The sequence below is a fragment of the Cupriavidus sp. UBA2010 genome, from assembly GCF_002335265.1.
GTDB lineage: Bacteria > Pseudomonadota > Gammaproteobacteria > Burkholderiales > Burkholderiaceae > Cupriavidus > Cupriavidus metallidurans.
On the sequence record NZ_DDCI01000024.1, the window covers coordinates 118,142 to 142,748 of the forward strand.

Consider the following 24,607-nt stretch of genomic DNA (forward strand, 5'->3'; position numbering starts at 1 on the left):
GACCTGATGTTCGCCCGACGTCGGCTCGATTGAGATATCCCATGTTTGTAGATTCCCACTGCCATATCGATTTTCCCGAGCTGGCCGAAAGGCTGCCGCAGTTGCTCGAGAACATGCGGACCAATCAGGTGTCGCACGCCCTCTGCATCTCCGTGACGCTCGAGGACTTTCCGCGCGTGCTGGCGCTGGCCGAACAGCATCCGAACCTGTATGCCTCGGTCGGTGTGCATCCCGACTACGAAGAAGGTGCCGAAGAGCCGACACTCGAGCGGCTGGTCACGCTGTCGGCGCATCCGCGCGTGGTTGGTACTGGTGAGACCGGGCTGGACTACTACCGTCTCAACGGCCGCAGCATCGCGGACATGGAGTGGCAGCGCGAGCGGTTCCGCACCCATATCCGCGCGGCCCGCCAGACTGGCAAGCCGCTGATCATCCATACGCGATCCTCGGCGGACGACACGCTGCGGCTGATGCGCGAGGAAAACGCGGGTGAGGTTGGTGGCGTCATGCACTGCTTCACGGAGACGTGGGACATCGCCCGGCAGGCGCTGGACGAAGGCTTCCATATCTCGTTCTCGGGTATCGTCACGTTCAAGAGCGCGGCCGACCTGCAAGAAACCGCGAAGAAGGTCCCGCTCGACCGCATGCTGATCGAAACCGATTCGCCTTATCTTGCCCCCGTGCCATACCGCGGCAAGACGAACGAGCCGGCCTGGGTGCGTCACGTGGGCGAGTTCATCGCCAAGCTGCGCGATGTTCCCGTGGAGACGATCGCAGAACAAACTACGGATAATTTTTTCCGCTTATTCAAGCACATAGACAGGAATGCTCATGCTTGACTTTAAGATCAGACGTGGGGTCGCCGCAATGGCCCTGATCTGCGCGGCTTGCGCCAGCGTGGCCGCTCCGGCCGACGATATGCGCAAGGCCGTCGAGTTCGATGACGCCAACACCGTGCAGAAGCTGCTGGCGCGTGGCGTGGATCCAAATCTGGTCGACAACCGGGGTGACCCGATGCTGGTGGTGGCGCTGCGCGAGAAATCGACCAAGGCGGCAACGGCGCTGATCAAGGCCAAGAACATCGACTTCGACAAGACCAATCCGGCGGGTGAGACTCCGCTGATGATGGCCAGCCTGCAGGGCGAACTGGACATGGTCAAGCTGATGGTCGACGGCATGGAGGCCGAGGTCAACAAGAAGGGCTGGGCGCCGCTGCACTACGCGGCCACGAATGGGCACAACGATGTCGTCAAGTATCTGGTCGACCATGCGGCCTACATCGATGCGGAAAGCCCGAATGGCACCACGCCGCTGATGATGGCCGCGCGCGGCGGGCATATCGATACCGTCAAGCTGCTGCTCGACGAAGGCGCGGACATGCGCCTGAAGAACCAGCAGAACATGACCGTGATCGACTTTGCCGAGCAGTACAACCAGAAAGAGATTGCCGACGGCCTCAAGTCGCGCTGGCAGAAGCTGTATGGCGCGGTGCCGCCGCCGGCACCGAAGCCGAAGCCCTGGACGCCGCCTGCCAGTCAGGCGAAGTAGTCAGGCTGTCAGGTACGCAGTCGTTTCCAAACGCCGCCCATCCGGGCGGCGTTTGTATTATGGGAATTCGCGCTCGGTGATCGTGACCGACCGCGATTTCCCGGCTGCCGCATACAGCGTCAACACGTTGCGCCCGGCGCTGGTGCTGCCCGCCTCCCGCGTTTCCTCGAACACGAAGCGCTCCGACCGGTAGATCTCCCCGGTGTCCAGGCTCTGGTAGCGCACGTCATAGCTGCCCTGCGTGATCGCGTCCATCGTGAACGAAGACCCGACAGGAATGAATGTCGTCCGTACCGGCACCGGGGAGCCGCCGTTGACGGCCACGAGCTTGAGCAGCACGTCGGACGGACCGCGTGAGTTGTCGACGGTCAGCGTCGACAGGCCGCTTGTATTCAGCACCGGATATCCGGGCAGGTAGCCCGAATTGGTTGGCCAGGGCAGGCCACGCGGAGTCAGGCTCGGACGCAAATATTGGGCCTCGCGCGGCAGATCGGCCGGGACGGGGGTGACGATCGACGCCGCCGCGGCCGGCTGGACGAGCGCCGCGCCTGGCTTGTCGACGGCCGGCTGAGTTGGCGTGGCCCAGTCTCCCAGCAGCACGACAATCGCGGCCCCGATGCCCGCATAGAGCAGGAGCGACCATTTCCTGGCCAGCGGCTCGCCCGGGCGCTGGCCATCCTGTCGGGGTTTGCGTCTTTTTCTCTTGAAGGCGGAGTCGGCGGCGGACTGTCCGGGTGCGGCAGCTCCGGTGGCCCGTGCCGATGCCTGCGCAGACTGCGCCGGACGCGCGGAGCGCCCCTGTGGCCGTGGGGCCTGCGCGGCGGCGCGGGCTGCTGCCGCCTGTTGGGCCTGGCGCTGCCTGCGTTCGGCCTCCAGCTTTTCCTGCGATGCGATCCACTGGTCGTGCTCGGCGCGCTTGGCCGGGTCGCTCAGCACGTCGTACGCGGCGTTCAGCAGCCGCATGATGCGATTGGCCTGTTCGCTATCGGCGTGCCTGTCCGGGTGGTACTTTTGGCTAAGCGATTTATATGCGGCCCGAATGACTTCGGCGGGCGCATCGCGGGAGACCTTGAGGTTGTCGTAATGGGTATGCATCAGGCGAAGAAGGACGCAATATCGGTGTTCGACGACAAATAACGGCAGGGCGCCGCGATTCTCAAGTATTCACGCAAATTAGCGGGCGGGTATGCGGGCTAGCCAACAAATACAGACATGTCCGCGATGATCTGCTCAGCATTGTCGCTGTTCTTTGACGTGCCCACCAGATGGAGGCCTCCGATCGTCGGGCTAAAGTTCCGCCGCAATCCGCCGATATAGGCGGCAAATGACGAGGGCCTGACAAGAGCCCAAAGTTCCGGGATGGCGGGGCATCTGCTCCGCCGCAGTTCATGGGGGGCAAGGACATGCTGAGAAGAATCAAGGCGGAACAGCTTCAAGTGGGCATGTTTGTGTCCAGGCTGGGCGGGCCATGGATCAACCATCCATTCTGGCGCTCGCGCTTTCTGGTCAGTAGCGACGAACAGATCGAGCAGATACTGGCGGCCAATGTGCAGGACGTCTGGATCGACATCCTGAAGGGGCGAAACCTGCCGATGCAGGGCGCGCCGGAAGTTGCCGATTCGGAGGCGGATGCACAGCCTGAATCGGATTTCGAGGACGAGCTCGAACACGCCCGCGAGCTGATCAAGTCGGGTCGGGCGGTGATCGGGTCGATTTTCAACGACGTGCGGATGGGGCACGCGCTCGAGACCAACGGCGCGCTGCTGCTGGTGGATTCGGCCTCGACATCGCTTTCGCGCCATTCGCAGGCGCTGCTGGCCATGGCGCGACTCAAGGCCAAGGACGACTACACGTACCTGCATTCGTACTCGGTCTGTGCGCTGATGATCGCCGTGGGCCGCACGCTGAAACTGCCAGACGGCGAGGTGCGCGAGCTTGGCCTGGCCGGGCTGGTCCACGATATTGGCAAATTGACGCTGCCCGAGTCACTGCTGATGAAGGCGGGGGATCTGTCGCCGGCCGAGTACGAGCAGATGCGGCGGCACCCGTCGGCCGGGTACCGCATCCTGAACGAAGCGCGGCTGTATACGAACATCCCGCTCGACGTGTGCGTGCATCACCATGAGCGGGTGGATGGCAAGGGCTATCCCTTCGGTCTGTTCGAGAATGAGATCAGCGTGCACGCCAAGATCGCCGCAATCTGCGATACCTACGACTCGCTGACGTCGCCGAGACCCAACCACCTGGCCTGGTCGCCGGCGCGCGCGATGGAATACATCGCGGTGCGCGTCGACACGCTGTTCGATCGCCGCGTGTTCAAGGCGTTTACACGGACGGTCGGCATCTACCCGCTGGGCACCGTGCTGCGGCTGCGCTCGGGACGGCTGGCGGTGGTCTGCGGGCAGAACGCGAACGAACCGCTTCGGCCGCGCGTGATGACGTTCTACTCGGTGTCACAGTCGGCGCCGTTGCCGCAGGAGGTTCTCGACCTGACGCATTGCGAGGATTCCGTCATTGCCTTCGAGGATGCCCGGCAGTGGGGCTTCACGGACGAGCAACTGATGGCGATGTACGCGCCACACGTGAAATAGACAGAAAACGCGTGCGCTGAACGCGGCGGACGCGGCGGACGTCGAACGCCAAATGTCGGCGGGGTGGGCAGAAATAGTAGACTTGGCGCTTGTCCGCCCGTATTTATCAGCCCGTACCGCTTCACCACACATGACTTTCGACGCCCTGCTTGAACTGTTCGAGCAACGCATCCCGGCCCACCCGTGGGCTCAGATCACCTTGTACGTCCTGGCGCTGGTCCTGCTGGCCGGCATCGCGCAATGGCTCGTGGCGCGCGTGGTCGGCCGGGTGGTCTATCGCGTATTGAGTCTTTCCGGCCACGGCAACTGGGCCGGGGCGCTGCTGCGCCACCGGACCTATCGCCGGCTGGGCTACGCGGTGTTCCTGGCCGTGGTCACGGTTGGCATCAGTCAGGTGCCGAACCTGGGCAAGTTCTCGGCGGCCATCGAGCGGCTGGCTCATGCGGGCACCTGGATCAGCGTGTTCCTGATGCTGTCTGGCGTGCTCGATGCGTGGCAGACCGTGTTTTCCGGCAGCCGCAGCGCGCAGACGCATTCGATCAAGGGCTACATCCAGGTGGCCCAGCTCGCGCTGTGGCTGGTCTGCGGTGTGCTGGTGCTGTCGATCCTGATCGACCGCTCGCCGCTCTGGATGCTGTCCGGCATCGGCGCGCTGTCTGCGGTGCTGCTGCTCGTGTTCAAGGACACGCTGCTGTCGCTGGTGGCCAGCACGCAGCTCACCTCGAACGATATGCTGCGCATCGGCGACTGGATCGAAATGCCCCAGTCCAATGCCGATGGCTTTGTCATGGACGTGGCGCTGCATACGGTCAAGGTCAAGAATTGGGACAACACCGTGACCACGGTGCCGACCTACAAGCTGTTCTCAGAGAGCTACCGCAACTACCGGCACATGTTCGAGTCTGGCGCGCGCCGCATCAAGCGGACGCTCCGGATCGATGCCACCAGCGTGCGGTTCCTGGACGAGGAGGAGGTCAGGGCGCTGATGCGGTTCAAGCTGCTGCATGACTATCTGGAGGTCAAGCAGGAGGAGGTCGATCGGGCCAACCGCGAAATCCTGCGCGCCGACACAGACCCGGTCAATCGCCGTCGGCTGACCAACCTGGGCACGTTCCGCGCCTATGGCATCGCCTTCCTGCGCGCGCATCCGGAAATTCATCACGATCTGCTGCTGAACCTGCGGATGATGGAAGCCGACTCGCAGGGCATTCCGATCGAGGTTTACTGCTTCACCACGCTTACGAACTGGACGGACTACGAACGTATCCAGGGCGATATCTTCGACCACCTGTTCGCGATTCTGCCGGAGCTGGGTTTGCGGGTGTATCAGGCGCCGTCAGGCGCGGACCTGAGCGGGCTGCGCAGCGGTGTGACGATGGCCGACCAGCACGCCGCACTGGCCGTGGCCGCCGCGGACTCGGGGATGCGCCAGCCGCCATCGGCCCCGACGGATCGGGCCGACAGGGTGGCGTAGGGGGGATTTCCCCCTGTCCCTTCTCCCTTTTCCCTTCCCCCGCCGCCGGGAGAGAGGAGTCAACCAGGCGCAGTGCTTACGCCTTCCGCGGCTTGACCTTGCCCGCCGCTTCCTTGGCGCGCTCGCGTGCCGTATCCACGTCTTCGGCGTAGGCCAGCGCCACGCCCATGCGGCGCTTCGTGAACGACTCCGGCTTGCCGAACAGGCGCAGTTCCGTCTGCGGCACGCGCAGCGCCTCGTCCACGCCATCGAAAACAATGCCTTCGGCTTCAACGCCGCCGTAGATCACGGCGCTCGCGCCGGGCGCGCGCAGCGCGGTGCTGACGGGCAGGCCGAGGATGGCGCGGGCGTGGAGTTCGAACTCGTTCTGCCACTGTGTGATCATCGTCACCATGCCGGTGTCGTGTGGACGCGGGCTGACTTCGCTGAACCAGACCTGCTCGCCCTTGACGAACAGTTCCACGCCGAACAGGCCCTGGCCGCCCAGGTCGGCGGTCACGGCACGCGCGATATGCTGCGAAGTTTCCAGTGCCTTCGGGTGCATCGGGTGCGGTTGCCAGCTTTCCACGTAGTCACCGGCGACCTGCACGTGGCCGATCGGCTCGCAGAAATGCGTTTCCACTTCGCCGCTGGCACCCACGGCGCGCACGGTCAGCAGCGTGATCTCGTAGTCGAAGTCGATAAAGCCTTCCACGATCACGCGGCCATGGCTGACACGGCCGCCGGCCATGGCGTAGTCCCACGCGGCCTTGACGTCCGCGGGACCGTCGATCTTGCTCTGGCCCTTGCCGGAGCTGCTCATCACGGGCTTGACCACGCACGGGTAGCCGATGCCGCCGTCAATCGCGGCTTGCAGTTCCTCGAGCGAATCGCAGAACTTGTACGGGCTGGTGGGCAGGCCCAGGGTCTCGGCGGCCAGGCGGCGGATGCCTTCACGGTCCATCGTCAGGCGGGCGGCGCGAGCCGTAGGGATCACGCGAACCACGCCGGCCGCTTCCAGGGCTTCGAGCATTGGCGTGGCGATGGCTTCGATCTCAGGCACCACCAGATCCGGCCGCTCGGCTTCGATCAGTGCCTTAAGCTGTTCGCCGTCGCTCATCGTGATCGTGCGCGCATGGTGGGCCACCTGCTGGCCCGGCGCGTTCTCGTAGCGGTCGACGGCGATCGTCTCCACGCCCAGGCGCTGCAGCGCGATCAGCACTTCCTTGCCCAGCTCGCCTGAGCCTAGCAGCATGACTTTGGTGGCGGACGGGGAGAGGGGCGTTCCAAGGGTGGTCATGGGGCGGCTCGATCAGGTCAGAAAAACCGGGATTGTATACGCGGGCGATGCCCGGCGCGACATCCCGGTTCCCTGACGTCGCGTATGCCCCTCAGTACGAGATCTTCGCGCTGAGGCTGATCGCGCGCGGATCACCCGGCTGGATGTACTCCGCGTACTGGAAGCCCCAGTAGCGCTTGTTGGTCAGGTTGGTCAGCGCTGCCCGCAGCGTCAGTTCCTTGCCCGCCACGCGCGTGCTGTAGGTCGCGCCAAGGTTGAAGATCGTGTAACCACCCAGCGTGAGGTCGCCTGCTGGGCGCAGCTTGGTCGTGCCCGTGTACTTGCCGTCGATGCCAACTTTCAGGCCCGGCACGTACGGAATGCGATACGCCAGCCGGCCGGTCAGGATGAAGCTGGGCGCGCCCGCCACGCGGTTGCCGTTGTAGGTCTGGCCCTTGTCGTAGTAGCTGTCCAGATACATGGCGCTGCCGCCCACTTCCCATTGGGAGCCGATGCGCGCGGCGCCAGCCAGCTCCGCGCCCTGGTAGATCGACAGGCCATCCTGCACCAGCACGTTCTGCGAGTTGGTGTACTCGGCACCGCGCTCGATGCGGAACAGCGCCGCCGTGCCGGTCCAGATGCCCTGATCCGTCTTCGCGCCGATTTCGTATTGCTTGCTCTTGACCGGATTCAGTTGCGCGCCCGCGTTCGCGAACGTCGTGCCGACCGTGGTGCCGCCGTCGAACGCTTCCACGTAGCTGGCGTACAGCGTGGTGCTCGGCATCGGCTTGAACATCAGCGCGACGGTCGGCGTCAGCAGGCCGGACTTGTCATAGTGGGTGGTGCGCGTGCCGTCGGTCCCGTAGCTGTTCTGCTCGTAGTTGGTGAAGCGCAGCCCGCCCAGCACCGACCAGCGCTCGGTCAACTGGATCGTATCGCTCATGAACAGCGCCTTTTGCGTGATGTCGCTGGCACGGTACTTGTTGAACGCAACCTGGCTGTAGTAAACGCCGGTGTACGGCTGCGACAGGTTGCCTGGGTCCAGACTCAGTGACACCGGGTTGCTGCTGTAGCGGTTGATCTGGTTTTGCCACGTCACGCCGCCGACGAACTGGTGCGAGAACGGGCCGGTACGAAACCGGCCTTCGACCATGGTCGTCCACTGGTTGAACTGGTGTCCCTCGGCGCCGTCGTAGCGCAGGTCGGTGTAGTTGCCGCTGCCGTCGATCAGGCTCAGGCTCGACTCGTTGCGGCTGCGCGACTGCTTGCTGAAGCTGTAGATCGTGCTGACTGTCCAGTCGGCGTTGAGGTTGTAACGCAGGCCCGTGGAGTAGAACTGCAGGTTGGAGTAGAAGTGCTGGTCCGGGCCTGCGAACAGGCCACCCCGGCCGCTGACCACGCCTGGCAACTGGCTTCCGGGGGCAAGGCTGTACGTGGTGAAGGTGGGCGTCTGGCCGAAGGTGCTGCGGTCCTGGTAGATGCCGTCGAAGGTCCAGGTCAGGTCGCGCGTGATGCGGGCGTCCAGGCCCAGCGATACGGCGTTGCGGTTCAGCCCGACGGCGTTCGACGGCTTGCCTTCCTCGTGCGTCAGGTTCAGTCGGTAGCCGAACATGTTGTCCGGGCCGGCCCGGCCACCGACATCGACATGCTCGCTCCACAGGTGGGACGAGCGATAGCCCAGTTCCGCGCTGGCCGTGAAGACGTCAGTCGGCTTTTTCGTGATGTAGTTGACCGTGCCGCCCGGGTTGCCGAAGCCGTACATGAAGCCCGACGCGCCCTTGAGCAGTTCCACCTGTTCGAGTTGTTCGTAGGGCAGCGTGATGCCGTAGCTCACGAACGGCATGCCGTTGATCTTGAAGCCGTTCTGCCAGTCGAGCTGCAGCCCGCGCACGGTCAGGTAGGACGACCATGCATTGTTCGCGTTACTGTTGTCGGAGACCGATGCATCGGTGAAGAACACGTCGCCGAGCTTGGTGACCTGGCGTTCGGCCAGGTCGTCGCCGGTGATGACCGTGGTAGAAAACGGTGTGTCGAGTTGTTTCCGGGAACCGAGCGCACCACTGGTCATGGGCTTGTCCAGGTGCGGTCCGACGTCGATTTCCTGCGCTGCGCTCACCGTCACGGTTGGCAGCGCCTGTTCCGGGGCGGTGAGTGTGGTCTGGGCGGTCTGGCCGGTCTGGGCAAACGCGCCCAGCGGCAGGCCCGCGAGGACGGCCACGCGGGCGGTGAAGACTGTGGCGCGCAGGCGCGACGGGACAGGCTGCCGGTGGGCGGGGCGGGCGGCCGGGAACTGGCGGGATGACATTGGAGCTGGCTCGTTCGGTTCTTGTTGATAGTGTAAATACGAACAATTCGTATTTACACTATGGGAGGCCGAATCATGCCCAGTGATCCATTGCGTCGTCAAGCAAGCCCTTGTTACCGAAGCGGCAATTGTCGCTTTGGCCGCTCTAGCTGCCTTGTCTGCCTTGTCTGTCGCGTTTTCGCATTCCGGCAAGGTACCGGAATGGGGTTCAGCGTAGCCCCAACTGCACTTCGAGGTTGTGAGCCAGCGTCACCAGCCGGGGGCCGACGAACTGCTCGACCGCATGGAATCTGCCCGGCTGCGCCCGGATGCCGCTGTTGATCACGAACCACTGCGAGTCAACGGGCTTGCACAGAGGAACGGCGAAGCCGAACACGTCATGGCGCCACTCGGCGCGGTTCGTGCAGTAGCCCAGCCGCTCCAGGTCCTTGCGTGCCTGGGACAGTCCCGGCGCTCCCCGTGCGAAGGCCTCGGGGTCCTGTAGACGCAGGCGGTTCAGCACCGGGTCGCGCAGTTCTGCCGGCGCGCGGCAAAGCCAGGCCTTGCCGATGGCCGTCGTCAGCATCGGCAGCGCGGCACCGATATCGGGCGGCACTACGAGGTTGTCCGTCGAGCGCGCGGTCTCGACGTAGATCATCTGCGTCCGGTCGCGGATGCCGAGCGAGACCGCGCCGCCCACCTCGTCGGCCAGCGCCTTCATCAACGGCCGTGCAATCTGGCGAATCGGCATGCTGGCCAGCAGTGGGTAGCCCGGCGCCAGCACGGGTGCGCCCAGCCGGTATTTGCCGAGCGCGGTGTCATGGCGCAGATAGCCGAGCGCGCTGAGCGTGTGCGTGAGCCGGGCCACGGTCGATTTCGACAGCCCGGTGCGCTGCACGAAGTCCTTGTTGCCCAGCAGCGATTCGCCTGCCCGATAGGCCAGCAGGATGTCCAGCCCGTTGGCCAGCGTGGTGGCGAACTGGCGGTCGCGGGCGTCGTCCGGAGGGGTGTCGGTGGCGCCCATCGTCACTCCCAGGCCACCAGTGTTTCCACCTGCGCCACCAGCTTCAGCAGGCGCGGCCCCATCTCGCGTTCGAGCTTCCGGGGCGTCATGCGCACCGCGGGCACGCCGCAGTTGAAGACCAGAATCTCGCCGTCGATGGGAGTACGCATCGGCACGGCCACGGCGTGAACGTCGCGCTGCCAGTCGCCACGCGACCGGGTAAAGCCGAGCGTCGCCAGTTCCTCGATGGCCGTATCCACGGCACCCACCAGCCGCTGGTAGTCGTCCGGCTCGGCCTCTCGCAGCGCGTTGAGCAGGCGGTGGCGCACGTCTTCCGGCGCTCGTGCCAGCCATGCCCGGCCCATCGCCGTGGCCAGCATCGGCAGGGATGCGCCGATGTCCGGACGAAACGCGATCGCGTCGTGACCCCGGCTGGTTTCGACGTAGACCATGCGCAGCCGGTCGCGCAGCCCCAGCGATACGGAGCCGCCAACCTGATCGGCCAGCGCTTTCATGAGTGGCCGGGCCAACTGCCGCACGCGCAGGCTGGCCAGCAGCGGGTAGCCAAGCGAGAGCGCGGTCGAGCCCAGCCGGTAGCGGCGCAGATGGGTGTCGTAGAGCAGCAGTCCGCGCGCCGCCAGCGTGTAGGTCAGCCGGCTGATGGTCGCTTTCGACAGACCGGTGCGATCGGCCAGTTCCTTATTGCCGAGCACGGTCTCGCCCACGCGAAAACACTGCAGCAACGCCAGGCCGTGGGCCAGCGTGGTGGCAAAGGCGGGATCGGGGTGATGGGGGCGCGTTGGCATCTGGCGTTTGGTTTGGCGTTCATCTTACCGAAGCGATGTGCCGATTGCGCAATGGTTGTTCAAGATAGCGAAACAACGGTGCCGGCGTTCGGGAGGCGCGCGTACGCTCCACGACATCAAAATCATGGTGGAGCGAGACGATGATCCGGGACCCCGAAGCTTTCGATGCCTTTCTGCAGACCCTGCGGCGCTTTGTGCGCGAGAAGCTGGTGCCACGCGAGGCCGAGGTGGCCGAACGTGACGAGGTGGCGCAGGATCTGGTCGACGCCATGGCTGCGCAGGGCATGTTCGGCTACTCGATTCCCGAGCAGTACGGCGGCGCCGGCATGACCACCGAGGAACTGGTGCTGGCGGCGATGGAGTTGTCGCAGTGCTCGGTGGCGTTTCGGGCGCGGGTCGGCACCAATACCGGCATTGGCTCCGAAGCGCTGGTGGCTGATGGCACGCCCGCGCAGAAGCAGCACTATCTGCCGCTGCTGGCCAGCGGGCAGCTCACCGGATCGTTTGCGCTGACCGAGCCCGAGGCCGGCTCCGACGCCACCGCGCTGCAGACCACGGCCGTGCGCGATGGCGACGCCTACATCCTCAACGGCACCAAGTGCTTCATTACCAACGCGCCGATCGCTGGCCTGTTCACGGTCATGGCGCGTACCGACCCCGCCAACCTGGGCGCAGGCGGTATCTCGGCGTTTATCGTGCCGCGCGAGACACCGGGGCTGAGCACGGGCCGGCCGTACCAGAAGATGGGCCAGGCCGGATCGCCGGTGTCCGAGGTGCATTTCGACAGCTGCCGCGTGCCGGCGGCCAACCTGATCGGCGGCGAGGAAGGCAAGGGCTTCCGCACCGCGATGAAGGTGCTCAACAAGCAGCGTATCCATCTGGCCGCGCTGTGCACCGGGCCCGCGATCCGGATGCTCGACGACGCGGTGCGCTTCGTTACCGAACGCAAGCAGTTCGGGCAGGTGCTGGCCGATTTCCAGCTGGTGCAGGCCATGATCGCCGACTGCCAGACCGATATCCACGCGGCGCGTGCGCTGATTCTGGAAACGGCACGCAAGCGCGATCTGGGCGAGGACGTGACGATGCAGGCGTCAATCTGCAAGTACTTCGCGTCCGAGATGTGCGGCCGCGTGGCCGACCGCTGTGTGCAGTTGTTTGGTGGCTACGGCTACATCGCCGATTACGGCATCGAGCGCTTCTATCGCGATGTGCGCCTGTTCCGCCTGTACGAAGGCACCAGCCAGATTCACCAGCTCAACATCGCCAAGCGGACCTTTGCCCAGGCCGGCGGCCAGCGCTGAGCGGGCTATCCAGAACCCAGACCCCAGACCCAGATCCACGGAGAGAATCATGATCAAGCCCCTGATCGCGGCGGCCGGCATGTCGTTCGGCATGTCTTTCGGCCTGCTTGTCGGCATGGCCCCTGCGCACGCCGAGGCCCCTTATCCGAACAAGGTCATCAGGCTGGTGGTGCCGTTCGCGCCGGGCGGGTCCACTGATATCGTCGCCCGGCTGATTTCCGAACCGCTGCGCGACGAACTGGGCCAGACGGTAATCGTCGACAACCGGCCGGGCGCGGGTGGCAATATCGGCGGCGACATCGTTGCCAAGGCGGCGCCGGACGGCTACACGCTGCTGCTGGCCGCCGCCGGGCCGACCGTCATCAATCCGAGCCTCTACCCGAAGATGTCCTACGATCCGGTGCGCGATCTGGCCCCGGTAACGATGATCGAGCGCGAGCACAACGTGATGGCGGTCAATGCGTCGCTGCCAGTCAAGAATGTGCAGGAGTTCATTGCCTACGCCAAATCGCACCCGAACCAGCTTTCGTTCGGATCGCCGGGCAACGGCAGCCCCGCGCAACTGGCCGGGGAACTGTTGAACCAGACCGCGGGCATCAAGCTCCAGCACGTGCCATACAAGGGTAGCGGCCCGGCCGTGGCAGACCTGATCGCCGGCCATATCACACTGCTGATCGACAACATGCCGGCGCTCTGGCCGCACGTTCAGTCGGGCAAGCTGCGCGCGCTGGCCGTGACCAGCGAGAAGCGCGCTACGGCGGCGCCGGGCTTGCCGACGGCACAGGAAGCCGGGCTCAAGGGCTATGTGGTGACGGCGTGGAAGGGCCTGATGGTGCCTGCGCATACCCCGCGTCCGGTCGTCGACAAGCTCAACCAGGCGATGGTGAAGATCCTGGCGCGGCCCGAACTGCGCAAGAAGCTGGTGGAACTGGGCGCGGAGCCGGTGGGCGATACGCCCGAGCAGTTCGGTCAACAGATTCGTGCCGATGCGGCGTGGTGGGCCGCGCTGGTCAAGTCCACTGGTACCACCCTGGAATGATGGCCATGGGAACCAATATTGCAGAACTGCGCGGCAAGGTGCGGCAATTCGTCGAACGGCACGCGATCCCGAGCGAAGACCCTGCACTGGCGCACGACGTGCAGCGCCTTGACGTCGTGGTCCGGCGGCTGCAGGGTCTGGCACGGGAGGCAGGCATCTACGCCCCTCATCTGCCGCCCGGGCACGGCGGGCTCGGGCTCGACTGGCAGGCGCGTGCCGAGATCCTGGAGGAAGCCGGCCGCAGCTTCCTTGGCGCTCCGGCGCTGAACTGCGCGCCGCCCGACCAGCCGAACATGATCAACCTGATGCGCCACGGCAACGCCGCGCAGCAGGCGCGCTATCTGCAGCCGCTGGTGCAGGGGCAGATCCGCTCGTGTTTCGCCATGACCGAACCGGCGCCCGGCGCGGGCTCCGATCCGTCGATGCTACGCACCACCGCCACGCGTCAGGATGGCAAATGGGTCATCAACGGCCACAAGTGGTTCATCAGCGGGGCCGTGGATGCGGCATTCGCAATCGTGCTGGCGCGCACCGATGAGGCGGCCGGTACTGGCGCCACGATGTTCATCGTCGATACCGACAACCCCGGCTACCGCCTCGTGCGGAACATCGCGGGGATGGACGGCTATCAGGTAGGTGGCCACGGCGAGATCGTATTCGAGCAGTGCGTGGTCGATGACGACGCGGTGCTTGGCCAGGTCGGGCAGGGCTTTGCCTATGCCCAGGCGCGGCTGGAGCCCGCCCGGCTGTCGCACTGCATGCGTTTCATCGGCCGCGCGTCGCGTGCGATGGAGATCGCCCAGCAGTACGCCGCGCAGCGCGAGTCGTTCGGGCAACGGCTGGCCGATCTGCAGCAGGTACAGGCGATGGTGGCCGATTCGCATATCGACCTGCACGCCAGCCGGCTGATGGTGCGCGATTGCGCGCGCAAGATGGACGCCGGGGAATCGGTCAAGCACGACTCCGCGATGACCAAGATCTTCGTGTCCGAAGCGGTCTGGCGCGTGGCTGACCGCGCGGTGCAGATCATGGGCGCGCTCGGTATTTCCGATGACACCCCGGTCTCGATGATCCAGCGCGAACTACGCCCGTTCCGGATCTACGACGGCGCGTCCGAACTGCATCGTGCCACGCTGGCACGTCGCATCTTCCAGCACGGGCTGCGCCCGTGAATCCGCAGTCAACCGCAAGCAATCGCATGAATCCCGAAGCAGATCAACCCGGTGGCCCGCTGGCCGGGGTACGCATCCTCGACATGGCCACGGTCATCGCCGCGCCGTTCTCCAGCACGCTGTGCGCGGATATGGGCGCCGACGTCGTCAAGCTCGAACTGCCCGACGGCAGCGACCCGCTGCGCGGGCTGGCTCCGGTCAAGGGTGATCTGGCGCTGTACTGGAAGGTGACCAATCGCGGCAAGCGCGGCATCACGCTGGACGTACGCAAGCCGGCCGGGCGCGCATTGTTCCTGCGGATGCTGCCGGACTTCGACGTGCTTGTGGAGAACTTCCGGACCGGTACGCTTGATCGCTGGGGGCTCGATATCGACACGCTGCGGCGGGCCAATCCGCGTTTAGTGGTGCTGCGCCTGACCGGCTTCGGACAGACCGGCCCGTACGCGCAGCGCGCCGGGTTTGCGCGCATTTTCGAGGCGATGAGCGGTTTCACGAACCTGACCGGCGAGACGGGCGGGGCGCCGTTGCATATGAACTACCCGATGGGCGACATGGTGGCGGGCCTGTTCGGCGCGTTCGCGATTGCCAGCGCCATCGCCGAACGTCGCCGGCCTGGCAACGAGGCCATGCCGGGCCAGGAAATCGACCTGGCCGCCACCGAGGCGCTGTTCCGGTTGCTGGAGCCGCTGGCGGTCGAGTACGAGCAGCTTGGGCAGGTCCGCCAGCGCGCGGGTAATCGCGCCACGTATACCGCGCCGTCGAACATGTATGCCACAGCCGATGGCCAGTGGGTATCGCTGGTGGCATCGTCGGGCCCGATCTTCCGGCGCTTGTGTCAGGCGATCGGGCAGCCGGGTATGGCCGACGACCCGCGCTTTGCCACCAACCCGTCGCGGGTGCGCCATCTGGACGCGCTCGATGAAGTCGTCGCCGGGTGGTTCGGCAGCCATGCCTATGCGGATGTGGCAAGCACCCTCGAGGCGCACGAAATTCCGTTCAGCAAGATTTTCTCGATCGCCGATATCGTCGACGATCCGCACTTTCAAGAACGGCAGGCCATCGTCAGGCTGCCGGATCCGGACCTGGGGTCGATCCCGGCACCCTGCGTGGTGCCGAGGTTCGCCGGACATACCCCACCGCCGGCCAGGAGCGGGCCGGGGGTCGGCGAGCACAATGCGGAAGTCTACGGCGCGCTGGGACTGACGGCCGCCGACCTGACCGGGCTGCGCGAGGGCGGGGTGATCTAGGCGGGCGGCGGCATGGTTGTTGCGTTGCGGCACCTGGGCGGCTGGTCAGAGAAATGCCGACAGACTGGTGGTGTCGCAATCAGGTAGACTCGGCGAGTCCGATACCCGAATCCCGGTGGCTCGGGTTCCAGGACGCAAGGAGATGCCACGCATGTACGCAGCAGAGTCCGCGCTTGACCACCGTACCGCTGATCCCGCGCCTTCAGGCGCGCCGGCCGCCGCGCCAGCGGAAACCCGGACGGAGGCCGCCACACGGGACCTTCGCCGCGTGCCGATTCACCCCGATCACTGGTATCCACTGGCCTGGTCCCGCGAGGTCAAGGCCGGCCAGGCGCATGGCGTCCAGTTCGCTGGCGACCCGATCGTGCTCGTGCGCACCGCAACCGGAAAGATTTTCGCGCTGGAGGATCGCTGCGCCCATCGACAGGTGCCGCTCCACGCGGGCGTGGTGGATGGCGAGTCGATTCGTTGCTGCTATCACGGCTGGACATACGATTGTTCGGGACGCTGCATCGACGTGCCTTACCTGGGCAAGGAGCGCCTGCCGAACGGCGTGCGTGCCTATCCGTGCGAAGAGCGCGCGGGCCTGATTTTTGTCTTCCCGGGCAATCCGGCGCTGGCCGGACAGCAGCCGCTGCCCGAATTCGCCTCGGTGGCGGACAAGCACTACAAGACACGACGCTTCGGCCGGGAGGTCAAGTGTCACTATTCCTTCATGCACGAGAACCTGATGGACATGAACCATCAGTTCCTGCATCGGCGGCAGATGGGCATGATGCGCGCGCGGTCGCTAGGCCGCCGCCGTGGCGCCGACTTCGTGGAGGTGGACTACACCTTCTCGCGCGAAGGCGGCAAGCAGCCAATGGGCGAGGCGCTCGTCTTCAGCAAGGAAGGCGGCGAAGGCAACAAGGACGTGATGACCGTCCGCACCGGCTACCCGTACCAGACGCTGAAAATCCGCTCAGGCAGCGGGACGCTCGTGATGGATCTCTGGATCGCCTATGTGCCGCTGGACGCGGCGCAACGCACCAACCGCACGTTCGGGATGCTGTCGATCCGCCGCCCCGGCATTCCTTTCGCGCTGGACCTGGCCTGGCCGCTACTGGTCTGGTTCACCGAGCGGATCTTCAAGGAAGACCGCTGGATCGTCGAGCGCGAGCAGGAAGCCCATGACCGCCAGGGTGAGGACTGGAATCACGAGGTATTCCCGGTCATCCGCGATCTGCGCGACCTGCTGCGCGAGTGCGGCGGCCGCACGGTCATTCCGATCCAGCGGCTGGAGACCCAGGCTTGAGGCGGTCGACAGGCAAGGTACGCGTAACGCGGCGCGACATATTCACAACTTTTACGGGTGAGAGGGGCGAATGGGAGACACGCGTCGATTGGCGGGTCTGTTTGGTCGTTTCCTGGTCGTCATGATCGCGGCGTTCCTGACCGCCTGCGCGGGCTTGCCGCAGCGGCCGGAGCTGCAGCCCGAAGTGGCGCTGCGCGATACCAGCGATACGGTGATAGCCAGAGAACTGGCGCCACAACTGGCCGCCCATCCGGGCGAGTCCGTGTTCTATCCGCTGGCCGCAGGCACGGATGCGTTCGCCATGCGTATCGCACTGGCTCGCGTGGCGCAGCGCTCGCTCGATATCCAGTACTACATCTACGAAACGGACGATACCGGCCTGACGCTGCTGGCCGCCATCATGGCCGCGGCAGACCGTGGCGTGCGGGTGCGGCTGCTGCTCGATGACATCCATCTGGCCGGGCAGGACAAGATGCTGCAGGTGATCGACGCGCATCCGAACATCGAGGTGCGGGTGTTCAATCCGTTCGCCAGCCGGAATGTGCGCCTGCTCGAGTACGTCACCGCTTTCAGCCGGATCAACCGGCGGATGCACAACAAGTCGATGACTGCCGATAACCAGCTCACCATCGTCGGCGGGCGCAACGTCGGCGACGAGTACTACGGCGCGGCCCAGACCGATTTCAGCGACCTGGATCTTCTGGCGGCCGGGCCGGTGGTGCCAGAGGTGTCGGCCGTGTTCGACGATTACTGGAACAACGAAGCCGCTTACCCGATCTCGACCCTGGAAAAACCGCTCACGGGCAAGGAAGCCGCCGAGCAGCAGGAGAAGCTGCGCAACGCCGTCGACGATCGCGCCATCGCCGTGAGTGCGACGCCATATGGCAAATCCGTGCTGGAATCCGGGGTCGTGCACGCGATTCACCAGGGCACGCTACCGTCGTTCTGGGGCCGAGCGACGGTTATCGCCGACAAGGCGGCCAAGATCCAGTTGCCGCCCGACGACGATTCCACGCACGCCATCCCGCAGCTAGGCAAGATTCTCGACAGCGCCAAGCATGACCTGACGCTGATATCCCCATACTTCGTGCCGCCCGACGATGCCATGGACTGGCTGACCGGGATGCAGAAGCGGGGTGTCCAGGTGCGTATCCTGACCAATTCGTATGGTGCGACGGACGTGACGGCGGTGCACGCGGGCTATGCGCCGAAGCGCGAGGCCTTGCTGAGGGCAGGGGTGATTCTGTACGAACTGAAGCCATCGGCCTACGCCGAACTGGCCAAGGAAAGAAAGTCCCACCGCAGCGGCCCGGGCGGTAGCAGCCGCGCCAGCCTGCACGCCAAGACCTACATGGTGGATCGACACCAGCTGTTTATCGGATCCCTGAACCTGGATCCGCGTTCGGCACGGCTCAATACCGAGATGGGTATCGTGGTCGACAGCGCACCGCTATGCGAGATGTTTGGCAAAGTGATCGACGCCGCGTTGCTCGACGTCGCCTACCAGGTCGTGCTCGAGACCGATCCCGCGACCGGCAAGGAGCAGATGGTGTGGGTGACCCAGGAGGACGGCGTCCTGCGCACGTATCGCAGCGAGCCCGACATGAACGCCTGGGACCATTTCAAGCAGGGCGTGTTGCGGATGCTGCCGGTGGAATCGCAGCTGTAGCGAATGACTCTGCGTGTTGTTCTCCCCCCTCCCGCATGGCGTGAGAAGGGGGAGAAGAACCGCCTCGGGCTCAGCGCTGCACCAGCGCCTTGAAACCCTCGATCAGCCTGTCGATATCGGCTGCCGTGATCGCGCCCATCGTCGAGATGCGGAACAGTTGCGAAGACAGGCCGCCCTGGCCGGCGTAGATCACGAATCCACGGGCCTTCAGGCCGTCGTGAAGCTGCTCGTACGTGACGCCGTTGGGCAAGCGGTAGGCGCGCAGCACCACCGACGACTGCTCGGCGGGCCAGAGTGCCTCGATGCCCAGCGCGGCCAGACCGGCGCGCGCCTGTTCGGCCAGCGCCGCATAGCGCTGGTGACGACCTTTCCAGCCGCCTTCTTCCTGATGCTCGCGCAGCGCTTCCACCAGCGCGTAGTACGCATGGACGGACGGCGTGAACGGCGTGTTGCGCTGGTCCTGCAGCTTTGCCAGGCGAACGAGATCCAGGTAGTACGTACGGGTTGCCGCATGGGTCAGCGCGGCGCGGCGCGCAATCACAAAGGCCGCGCCCGGCACGCCGTGCAGGCACTTGTTCGCCGTGGAGCATACCGCGTCGATATTGCCGCTGAAGTCGATCGCTTCCGCGCCGAAGCTGCTCACCGTGTCCACCAGCAGACGCACGCCACGTGCCTGGCACAGGCGGTCGATCGCCGACAGGTCATTCAGGCGACCCGTAGTGGTTTCGTGATGGATCACGGCCACGTGGGTGATGGCGGGGTCTTCGGCCAGCGCCGCGTCGATGCGGCCCAGGTCGGGCGCATCCATCCATTCGTGCTTCACCAGCGCATGCGCGATCTGGTACTGCGCGGCGATCTGCGCGATGCGCTCGCCGTACACGCCGTTCTGCACGATCAGCAGCTTACCGTTGGCAGGCACCATCGCCGCGATCATGCTTTCCAGCGCAGCCGTGCCGGAGCCGGTCATCAGTACCGCCGTCCATGCCGCTGGGTCGAGCCCGTAGATGTCGAGCAGCCGATCGCGCGCTTCGTCCTGCAGGTCGAAAAACTCGCTTTCGCGATGGCACAGGTCGGTTTGCAGCAGGCTCCGGCGCACGCGTTCCGAAAGCGTGACGGGGCCCGGGTTAAGCAGCAGCATGCTTCTCTCCGGCATGGCCCTGGTCGGCGCCGATCTGGCGGCCAAGGCGCGTCTTGACTTCCACCGGCGTCACCGACGGACGCGGCAGCCCGTCAGGCGTGCCGGCGCGGGTCTGCAGGCAGACGAAATTCGGGCCCGATGTCGCCGTGGCGGCGCTGGCCAGCACGCGGTCGAGCAAGTCGAGATTGTCGCCCTCGATCGCCGAGGCATAGCCGCACGCTGCGGCAACGCCTGCGAACGAGACGTTGTGCGACACCGTGGCCTGGCCGCCGGTCGAATCGTGTGCGTTGTTATCCAGCAGCACGTGCGTCAGATTGGCCGGGCCATACGCGCCAAGCGTGGCGAATACGCCCATGCGCATCAGCGCCGCGCCGTCGCCGTCGACGGCCACGACCTTCAGGTCCGGACGCGCCATGGCCAGCCCCAGCGCGAACGGCGTCAGGCAGCCCATCGAGCCAACCATGTAAAGCTGGTTGGGACGATCGTCTAGCGCGTACAGTTCACGACCGCAGAAGCCGGTGGAGGCGAGCACAACGGTGGAATCCACCGGCGTGTGGGCGATCACGCGTTGCAGCGCCTCCTGGCGGCTTGGCAGCGGCGTCGCGCCGGAACGCGACACTTGCGGCGTTGCCTTCGCGCGCGCCACGGGTGGCGTCTGCGCCTTGAGCGGGTAGGGCGCCACGCTGCCCTTCTGCATGATCAGCGCGTACGGACGGCCGGTGGCATCCATATGGGCGATGGCGCGGTCCAGCGCCGGGCCGACGGCATCGGGCTCGGTCGGGAACAGCTCCCACGGGATCTCCATCGTGTCGAGCATGGCAGGCGTGACCGGGCCCATCAGCGCGTGCTGGGGCTCGTCCGACGCGCCGCCGGGTTGCCCGCGCCACGTGACGATCAGCAACTGCGGCAGGCGGAACGTCCACGTCAGCGATGTGAGCGGGCTCACGGCGTTGCCGAGGCCCGAGTTCTGCATCATCGTGATGCCGCGCACGCCATTGCGCGCGCCCTGCGTCACGCCAGCGATAAAGGCCACGGCATCGCCTTCATTGGCGGCCGACACGTAATGCAGGGAAGGGTCCTGCACCACATAATTGATGAACGGCGTCAGGTACGAGCACGGTACGCCCGCGTACCACTCGAAACCGCGCTCGCGCGCGGCTTCCACGAACTGGACGGCCTCGATCATCGGGCAGTCTCTCCGTCGTTGTTGCCCAGCGCGTACGGCGTCTGCGTGTGCGCGAAGTCTCCGGCCCGGCGGAAGTCCTCCAGGTCGTTCACGCCGCGCCAGTGGCCGTGTACGTAACGCACCTCGACCTTCTCGCCGGCTTCGACCAGCGCGTTGATCAGATCGGGCATGTCGAGCGAGTCGAAGTCGGGCCGTTGGCGCAGCTCGGCCAGCAGCTTCTGCAGGCGCGCGCGGCCTTCGCCCCGCACGTTGAGCAGACCGATCCAGCGGCCATGCGGCTGTCCGTCGGTAGCGGCCGGCGTGTCGGAGATCTTGCGCAGCAGTACCTTCTGGCCGAACAGGTCGCGGTCGTCGGCGGTTGAGCACCATGCGAAATCGCGCACGCTCTGGTTCGACGGGGCGGACTCCGACGAGTCGACCACCACGCTGAATGGCGCATCGGTTTCCAGCAGGTCGCGCAGGATGTAGCTGCGGAACATCAGGTCGCCATAGGCGACAACGGTGTCGGTCTCGAGCGAATCGGCGGCGCACGCCAGCGAAGCGAGCTCGCCGGTGGCGGCATGGCGCTCGTTGCGCACCAGCTTGATGCCGGCCGCGTCGATCGCCTCGGCCTTGTAGCCGCCCACCACGGTGATGTCGTTGATGCCCTGGTTCTTGAAGCCGTCGACCAGCCAGCGCAGCAGCGGCTTGCCGGCTACCGGCAGCATGATCTTGGGCTTGTCTTCGGTCAGGGCCTCCAGGCCCTTGCCGCGTCCGGCCGCAAGCACCACGGCGGAGCTGGGCGCCTGGCCACCGGTCAGGTAGATCTTCTCGGCGGCCGAGTATTCGTCGGCATCCTGCAGGCGGAAGATCTCGTTGACGGTGGCGATGCGGTCTTCCACATTGACCAGCGTCTGGTTGTCGTGGATTTCGCGGGCCACGGCCTGCATCGACGATGCTGCCACGCGGATCAGGTGGTTGGCCCAGATCACGAGGCTGATGCCGGCCTTGCGGAATACGTCGGTCGGCGTGCTGTAGTACTTGGTGGGAACGATCACCAGCGGCGCGCGCCCGGCCCACTCGCGCGCGAAGGTCACGATCTCGTCGGCCTTCGACAGTTTGCTGTGGATCAGGATGGCGTCGGCGCCGGCCTGACGGTACGCCTCGGCGCGGCGCAGGGCTTCTTCCATGCCCCAGCCGGCGATCAGCGCTTCGACACGCGCGACGATCGAGAAGTCGTCGTCGGCCTGCGAATCCTTGCCGGCCTTGATCTTGCCGCAGAACTCGTCGATATCGGCCAGCGGCTGCTGCTCGCCGCCGATGAAGCTGTTGGTCTTCGGGAAGATCTTGTCTTCGATGCAGACCCCGGCGATGCCGCGCTGCTCGAGCTTGCGCACCAGTCGGCGCACGTTGTTGAAGTTGCCGTAGCCGGTGTCGCCATCCAGCAGGATCGGCAGGTCGCTGGCATCGGCCATGAATTCGAGGTTGTCGACCACCTGGGTCCAGCTTGCCTCGTTGTTGTCGCGCACGCCGAACTGGGCGGAGATGGCCAGGCCCGAGGCCCAGATGCCCTTGAAGCCGGCCTCGCGCACGATGCGCGCGGACAGGCCGTTATGGGCTTCCATGATGAATTCGAGTTCGTTCGAGCGCAGCATCTGGCGCAGGCGGGCGCTGCGCGAAGTGGCGAGGAGGTTCGGGTCGTGGGCGTTCATTGGGCGATTCCTACGGGCTGCAGTTGGGGCAGGACTTCTTCGGCGGCACGGGCCACATCGCCCGGGAAATCGATCTCGATCCAGGGCGCGCCGGTGACGTCGGCGGTATCGAATGTGTGGGAGCGTTCCAGCAGCAGGTCGCGCACCGCTTCTTCGTGCGGCATGTTGGCGCGGCCGCCATCGACGTAGCCCTTGACGATCTCGGCCAGACGTTGGGCGCAGTCCTGCTTGAAACGGAAAAAGCCGACCGATTCGCCGATCGTGTCATACGAGAGATCGGCCATGAGCTGCTTGCGCAGTTCCACGGGCACGCCATCCTTCAGACACAGCTTGACGGGCTCGTCGCCGGCCTCGAAATCGCGGTCGATCAGCAGACGGTTGACGGTCTCGCCGGCCACGAGCTTGCTCATGATGCGCTCGTCATAGAGCACGTCGGCGTCCATCAGCAGCACGTCGCCACCGCGCGTCATGGCATCCGCCACGGTGTGCACGGTCAGCACGCTGCCCAGGTCGTAGCGGGGATTGATCACGACTTCGGCCGAGCGGTTCAGGCGGGCCAGTTCGGCCTGCACCTGTTCCGGCTCGAAGCCGAGCGCGAGCACGACTTCGGTCACGCCGGCGGCGTCGAGCATACGCAGATGACGCTCGAGCAGCGTGACGCCGTCAAAACGCAACAGGCACTTCGGGAATTGCTTGCCCGGCTGTTGCTGAAGTCGCAGGCCAAGGCCCGCGGCAAGAATGATTGCTCGCATTGACTTGTTCTCACATGCAAAGAAACTGCTGGGGGCTTAAAAGCCGTTTCAAAAAAATTCTGGCGTCGTTGCGGGGCCCTGCCGTACGACTTGTACTGTCTGCTGCCCCCCGCCTAGCCAGAACCGCTTCGCTTCATTTTGAAACAGCTTCTTAGTCGGTGCCTTGGAGCGCCGCCCTGGCGCGGCGGCGCTGGAACTTGCGTTCGCTGAAATGCAGATAAACCAACCCCGGGATGCCAAGCACCAGCTCGCGCACGCGCTTGGCCAGGGACAGCGCCAGCGCGGCATCGGGCGGCAGGCCCACCAGCGGCGCCAGCAGCAGATAGCCACCTTCCTGTGCGCCGAGCGAGCCGGGGATGGCAAATGCCGCGCCCCGGATTGCCTGGCCCACGCTTTCCAGCAGCAGGGCTTCATGCCAGCCCACTGGGTGTCCCAGGAAGTACAGGATCAGCCAGACCTCGCCGGTACCGACGATCCAGCCCGCCAGGTTCAGCAGGAAACTGACTGCTACCTTGCGGCGGTCGCGATACATCTCGCGGATCGCATGGTCCACGGCATCGGCGCGAAGGGCCAGGCCATCCCAGTTCTGCTTGCCGAAGACCTTGGCCGCCATGCGCAGCACGCGGCCGAACATGCCGCGCCGCTGCAGCACGCAGAACACCAGCACGCAGGCGGCCAGGATGACGGTGACGACGATGATCGGGGTGCGCTGGTCCGACAGGTTGCCCTGCGCGCCGAACAGCAGAATGCCGAGCAACGCGAAGACCATCTGGGAAAGCGCCTGGGTGGTGGTGCTGACGGTGATGGCGGCGGCCGCGTCGCGCATCCGCGCACCGCGCTGGGACAGGTAGCGCACCATCAGTACCGGCCCGCCAATCTGGCCCGCCGGCAGCAGGCTGTTGACCGACTCGCCGGTCCAGCGGGCGCGCAGCGCGCTGCAGAACGTGCCGTGACGGGTCTTGCGGTCCAGCAGCACGGCGATGGCGCCGGCATCGAGCAACAGCGGGAGCAGATGGAACGCGGCGACCACGGCCAGGCCCCACCCGGCGGACATCAACGTGGTCGTGACCGCGTCAAAGCCTTGCCAGGCAAGCAGACCGACGAACAGTGCCGCGCCGATCGAGAACAGGAGGAATGCTGCACGACTCACGCGA

The 24,607-nt window shown here is 65.5% G+C and carries 20 protein-coding genes; 10 read left to right on the top strand and 10 right to left on the bottom strand.

All coding sequences use genetic code 11. The features are described 5' to 3' along the window. Positions 1-41 precede the first annotated feature (41 nt). Positions 42-839, top strand: a complete 798-nt coding sequence (locus B2246_RS19735) for a TatD family hydrolase (RefSeq protein WP_008648978.1) — start codon at positions 42-44, stop codon at positions 837-839. After that, positions 832-1,548, top strand: coding sequence for an ankyrin repeat domain-containing protein (locus B2246_RS19740; protein ID WP_035882698.1), 717 nt, complete (start codon positions 832-834; stop codon positions 1,546-1,548). Before B2246_RS19735 ends, B2246_RS19740 begins: the two co-directional genes overlap by 8 nt. A gap of 57 nt (positions 1,549-1,605) precedes the next feature. On the opposite strand, the gene B2246_RS19745 is transcribed toward B2246_RS19740, so the two are convergent. Next, positions 1,606-2,643 carry a J domain-containing protein gene (locus B2246_RS19745; protein ID WP_286880580.1) on the bottom strand — a complete coding sequence of 346 codons (1,038 nt, stop codon included), beginning with the start codon at positions 2,641-2,643 and terminating at the stop codon, positions 1,606-1,608. Between the two features lie 308 nt (positions 2,644-2,951). Here B2246_RS19745 and B2246_RS19750 point away from each other — a divergent pair, with 308 nt between their 5' ends. Next, complete coding sequence (locus B2246_RS19750) at positions 2,952-4,139, top strand: HD-GYP domain-containing protein (RefSeq protein WP_286880581.1); 1,188 nt, start codon at positions 2,952-2,954, stop codon at positions 4,137-4,139. A 130-nt stretch (positions 4,140-4,269) separates the two neighbouring features. Continuing rightward, complete coding sequence (locus B2246_RS19755) at positions 4,270-5,613, top strand: mechanosensitive ion channel family protein (RefSeq protein ID WP_035882701.1); 1,344 nt, start codon at positions 4,270-4,272, stop codon at positions 5,611-5,613. A 76-nt stretch (positions 5,614-5,689) separates the two neighbouring features. Here B2246_RS19755 and purT read toward each other — a convergent pair whose 3' ends face one another. The 4 genes from purT to B2246_RS19775 all read right to left on the bottom strand — a co-directional run bounded on the left by purT (position 5,690) and on the right by B2246_RS19775 (position 10,964). Next, positions 5,690-6,892, bottom strand: coding sequence for a formate-dependent phosphoribosylglycinamide formyltransferase (purT, locus tag B2246_RS19760; RefSeq protein ID WP_024570247.1), 1,203 nt, complete (start codon positions 6,890-6,892; stop codon positions 5,690-5,692). A gap of 91 nt (positions 6,893-6,983) precedes the next feature. Continuing rightward, positions 6,984-9,176 (bottom strand): TonB-dependent siderophore receptor, encoded by a 2,193-nt coding sequence (locus B2246_RS19765; protein ID WP_286880582.1) that lies wholly within the window; start codon positions 9,174-9,176, stop codon positions 6,984-6,986. A gap of 208 nt (positions 9,177-9,384) precedes the next feature. Continuing rightward, complete coding sequence (locus B2246_RS19770; RefSeq protein ID WP_186426520.1) at positions 9,385-10,179, bottom strand: IclR family transcriptional regulator; 795 nt, start codon at positions 10,177-10,179, stop codon at positions 9,385-9,387. A gap of 2 nt (positions 10,180-10,181) precedes the next feature. Then, entirely contained in the window at positions 10,182-10,964 is a 783-nt protein-coding gene (locus B2246_RS19775; RefSeq protein WP_286880584.1) for an IclR family transcriptional regulator, read from the bottom strand. Between the two features lie 140 nt (positions 10,965-11,104). Here B2246_RS19775 and B2246_RS19780 point away from each other — a divergent pair, with 140 nt between their 5' ends. The 6 genes from B2246_RS19780 to B2246_RS19805 all read left to right on the top strand — a co-directional run bounded on the left by B2246_RS19780 (position 11,105) and on the right by B2246_RS19805 (position 18,686). Continuing rightward, positions 11,105-12,265 carry an acyl-CoA dehydrogenase family protein gene (locus B2246_RS19780; RefSeq protein WP_286880585.1) on the top strand — a complete coding sequence of 387 codons (1,161 nt, stop codon included), beginning with the start codon at positions 11,105-11,107 and terminating at the stop codon, positions 12,263-12,265. Between the two features lie 49 nt (positions 12,266-12,314). Then, the gene (locus B2246_RS19785; protein ID WP_035882709.1) at positions 12,315-13,304 is read left to right on the top strand and encodes a Bug family tripartite tricarboxylate transporter substrate binding protein; all 990 of its coding nucleotides are present in this window, start codon (positions 12,315-12,317) and stop codon (positions 13,302-13,304) included. Continuing rightward, entirely contained in the window at positions 13,301-14,476 is a 1,176-nt protein-coding gene (locus B2246_RS19790) for an acyl-CoA dehydrogenase family protein (protein ID WP_286880586.1), read from the top strand. Before B2246_RS19785 ends, B2246_RS19790 begins: the two co-directional genes overlap by 4 nt. Before the next feature lie 26 nt (positions 14,477-14,502). Next, positions 14,503-15,723, top strand: a complete 1,221-nt coding sequence (locus tag B2246_RS19795) for a CaiB/BaiF CoA transferase family protein (RefSeq protein ID WP_286880588.1) — start codon at positions 14,503-14,505, stop codon at positions 15,721-15,723. Between the two features lie 151 nt (positions 15,724-15,874). Further along, positions 15,875-17,017, top strand: coding sequence for an aromatic ring-hydroxylating oxygenase subunit alpha (locus B2246_RS19800; RefSeq protein WP_008651707.1), 1,143 nt, complete (start codon positions 15,875-15,877; stop codon positions 17,015-17,017). Positions 17,018-17,087: 70 nt separating this feature from the next. Beyond that, on the top strand, positions 17,088-18,686 hold the full coding sequence (locus tag B2246_RS19805) for a phospholipase D family protein (RefSeq protein WP_024570253.1): 1,599 nt from the start codon (positions 17,088-17,090) through the stop codon (positions 18,684-18,686). A 70-nt stretch (positions 18,687-18,756) separates the two neighbouring features. On the opposite strand, the gene B2246_RS19810 is transcribed toward B2246_RS19805, so the two are convergent. The 5 genes from B2246_RS19810 to B2246_RS19830 all read right to left on the bottom strand — a co-directional run bounded on the left by B2246_RS19810 (position 18,757) and on the right by B2246_RS19830 (position 24,603). After that, positions 18,757-19,824 carry a 2-aminoethylphosphonate aminotransferase gene (locus B2246_RS19810; protein ID WP_186426522.1) on the bottom strand — a complete coding sequence of 356 codons (1,068 nt, stop codon included), beginning with the start codon at positions 19,822-19,824 and terminating at the stop codon, positions 18,757-18,759. After that, positions 19,811-21,010: a phosphonopyruvate decarboxylase gene (gene aepY, locus B2246_RS19815; RefSeq protein ID WP_008651713.1), complete on the bottom strand. Its 1,200-nt coding sequence runs from the start codon at positions 21,008-21,010 to the stop codon at positions 19,811-19,813. Before aepY ends, B2246_RS19810 begins: the two co-directional genes overlap by 14 nt. Next, the gene (gene aepX / locus B2246_RS19820; protein ID WP_008651714.1) at positions 21,007-22,701 is read right to left on the bottom strand and encodes a phosphoenolpyruvate mutase; all 1,695 of its coding nucleotides are present in this window, start codon (positions 22,699-22,701) and stop codon (positions 21,007-21,009) included. Before aepX ends, aepY begins: the two co-directional genes overlap by 4 nt. After that, positions 22,698-23,453, bottom strand: a complete 756-nt coding sequence (locus B2246_RS19825; RefSeq protein WP_008651716.1) for an NTP transferase domain-containing protein — start codon at positions 23,451-23,453, stop codon at positions 22,698-22,700. The genes aepX and B2246_RS19825 overlap by 4 nt, the downstream gene beginning before the upstream one ends. A gap of 151 nt (positions 23,454-23,604) precedes the next feature. Further along, complete coding sequence (locus B2246_RS19830; RefSeq protein ID WP_008651718.1) at positions 23,605-24,603, bottom strand: flippase-like domain-containing protein; 999 nt, start codon at positions 24,601-24,603, stop codon at positions 23,605-23,607. Between the last annotated feature and the right edge of the window lie 4 nt (positions 24,604-24,607).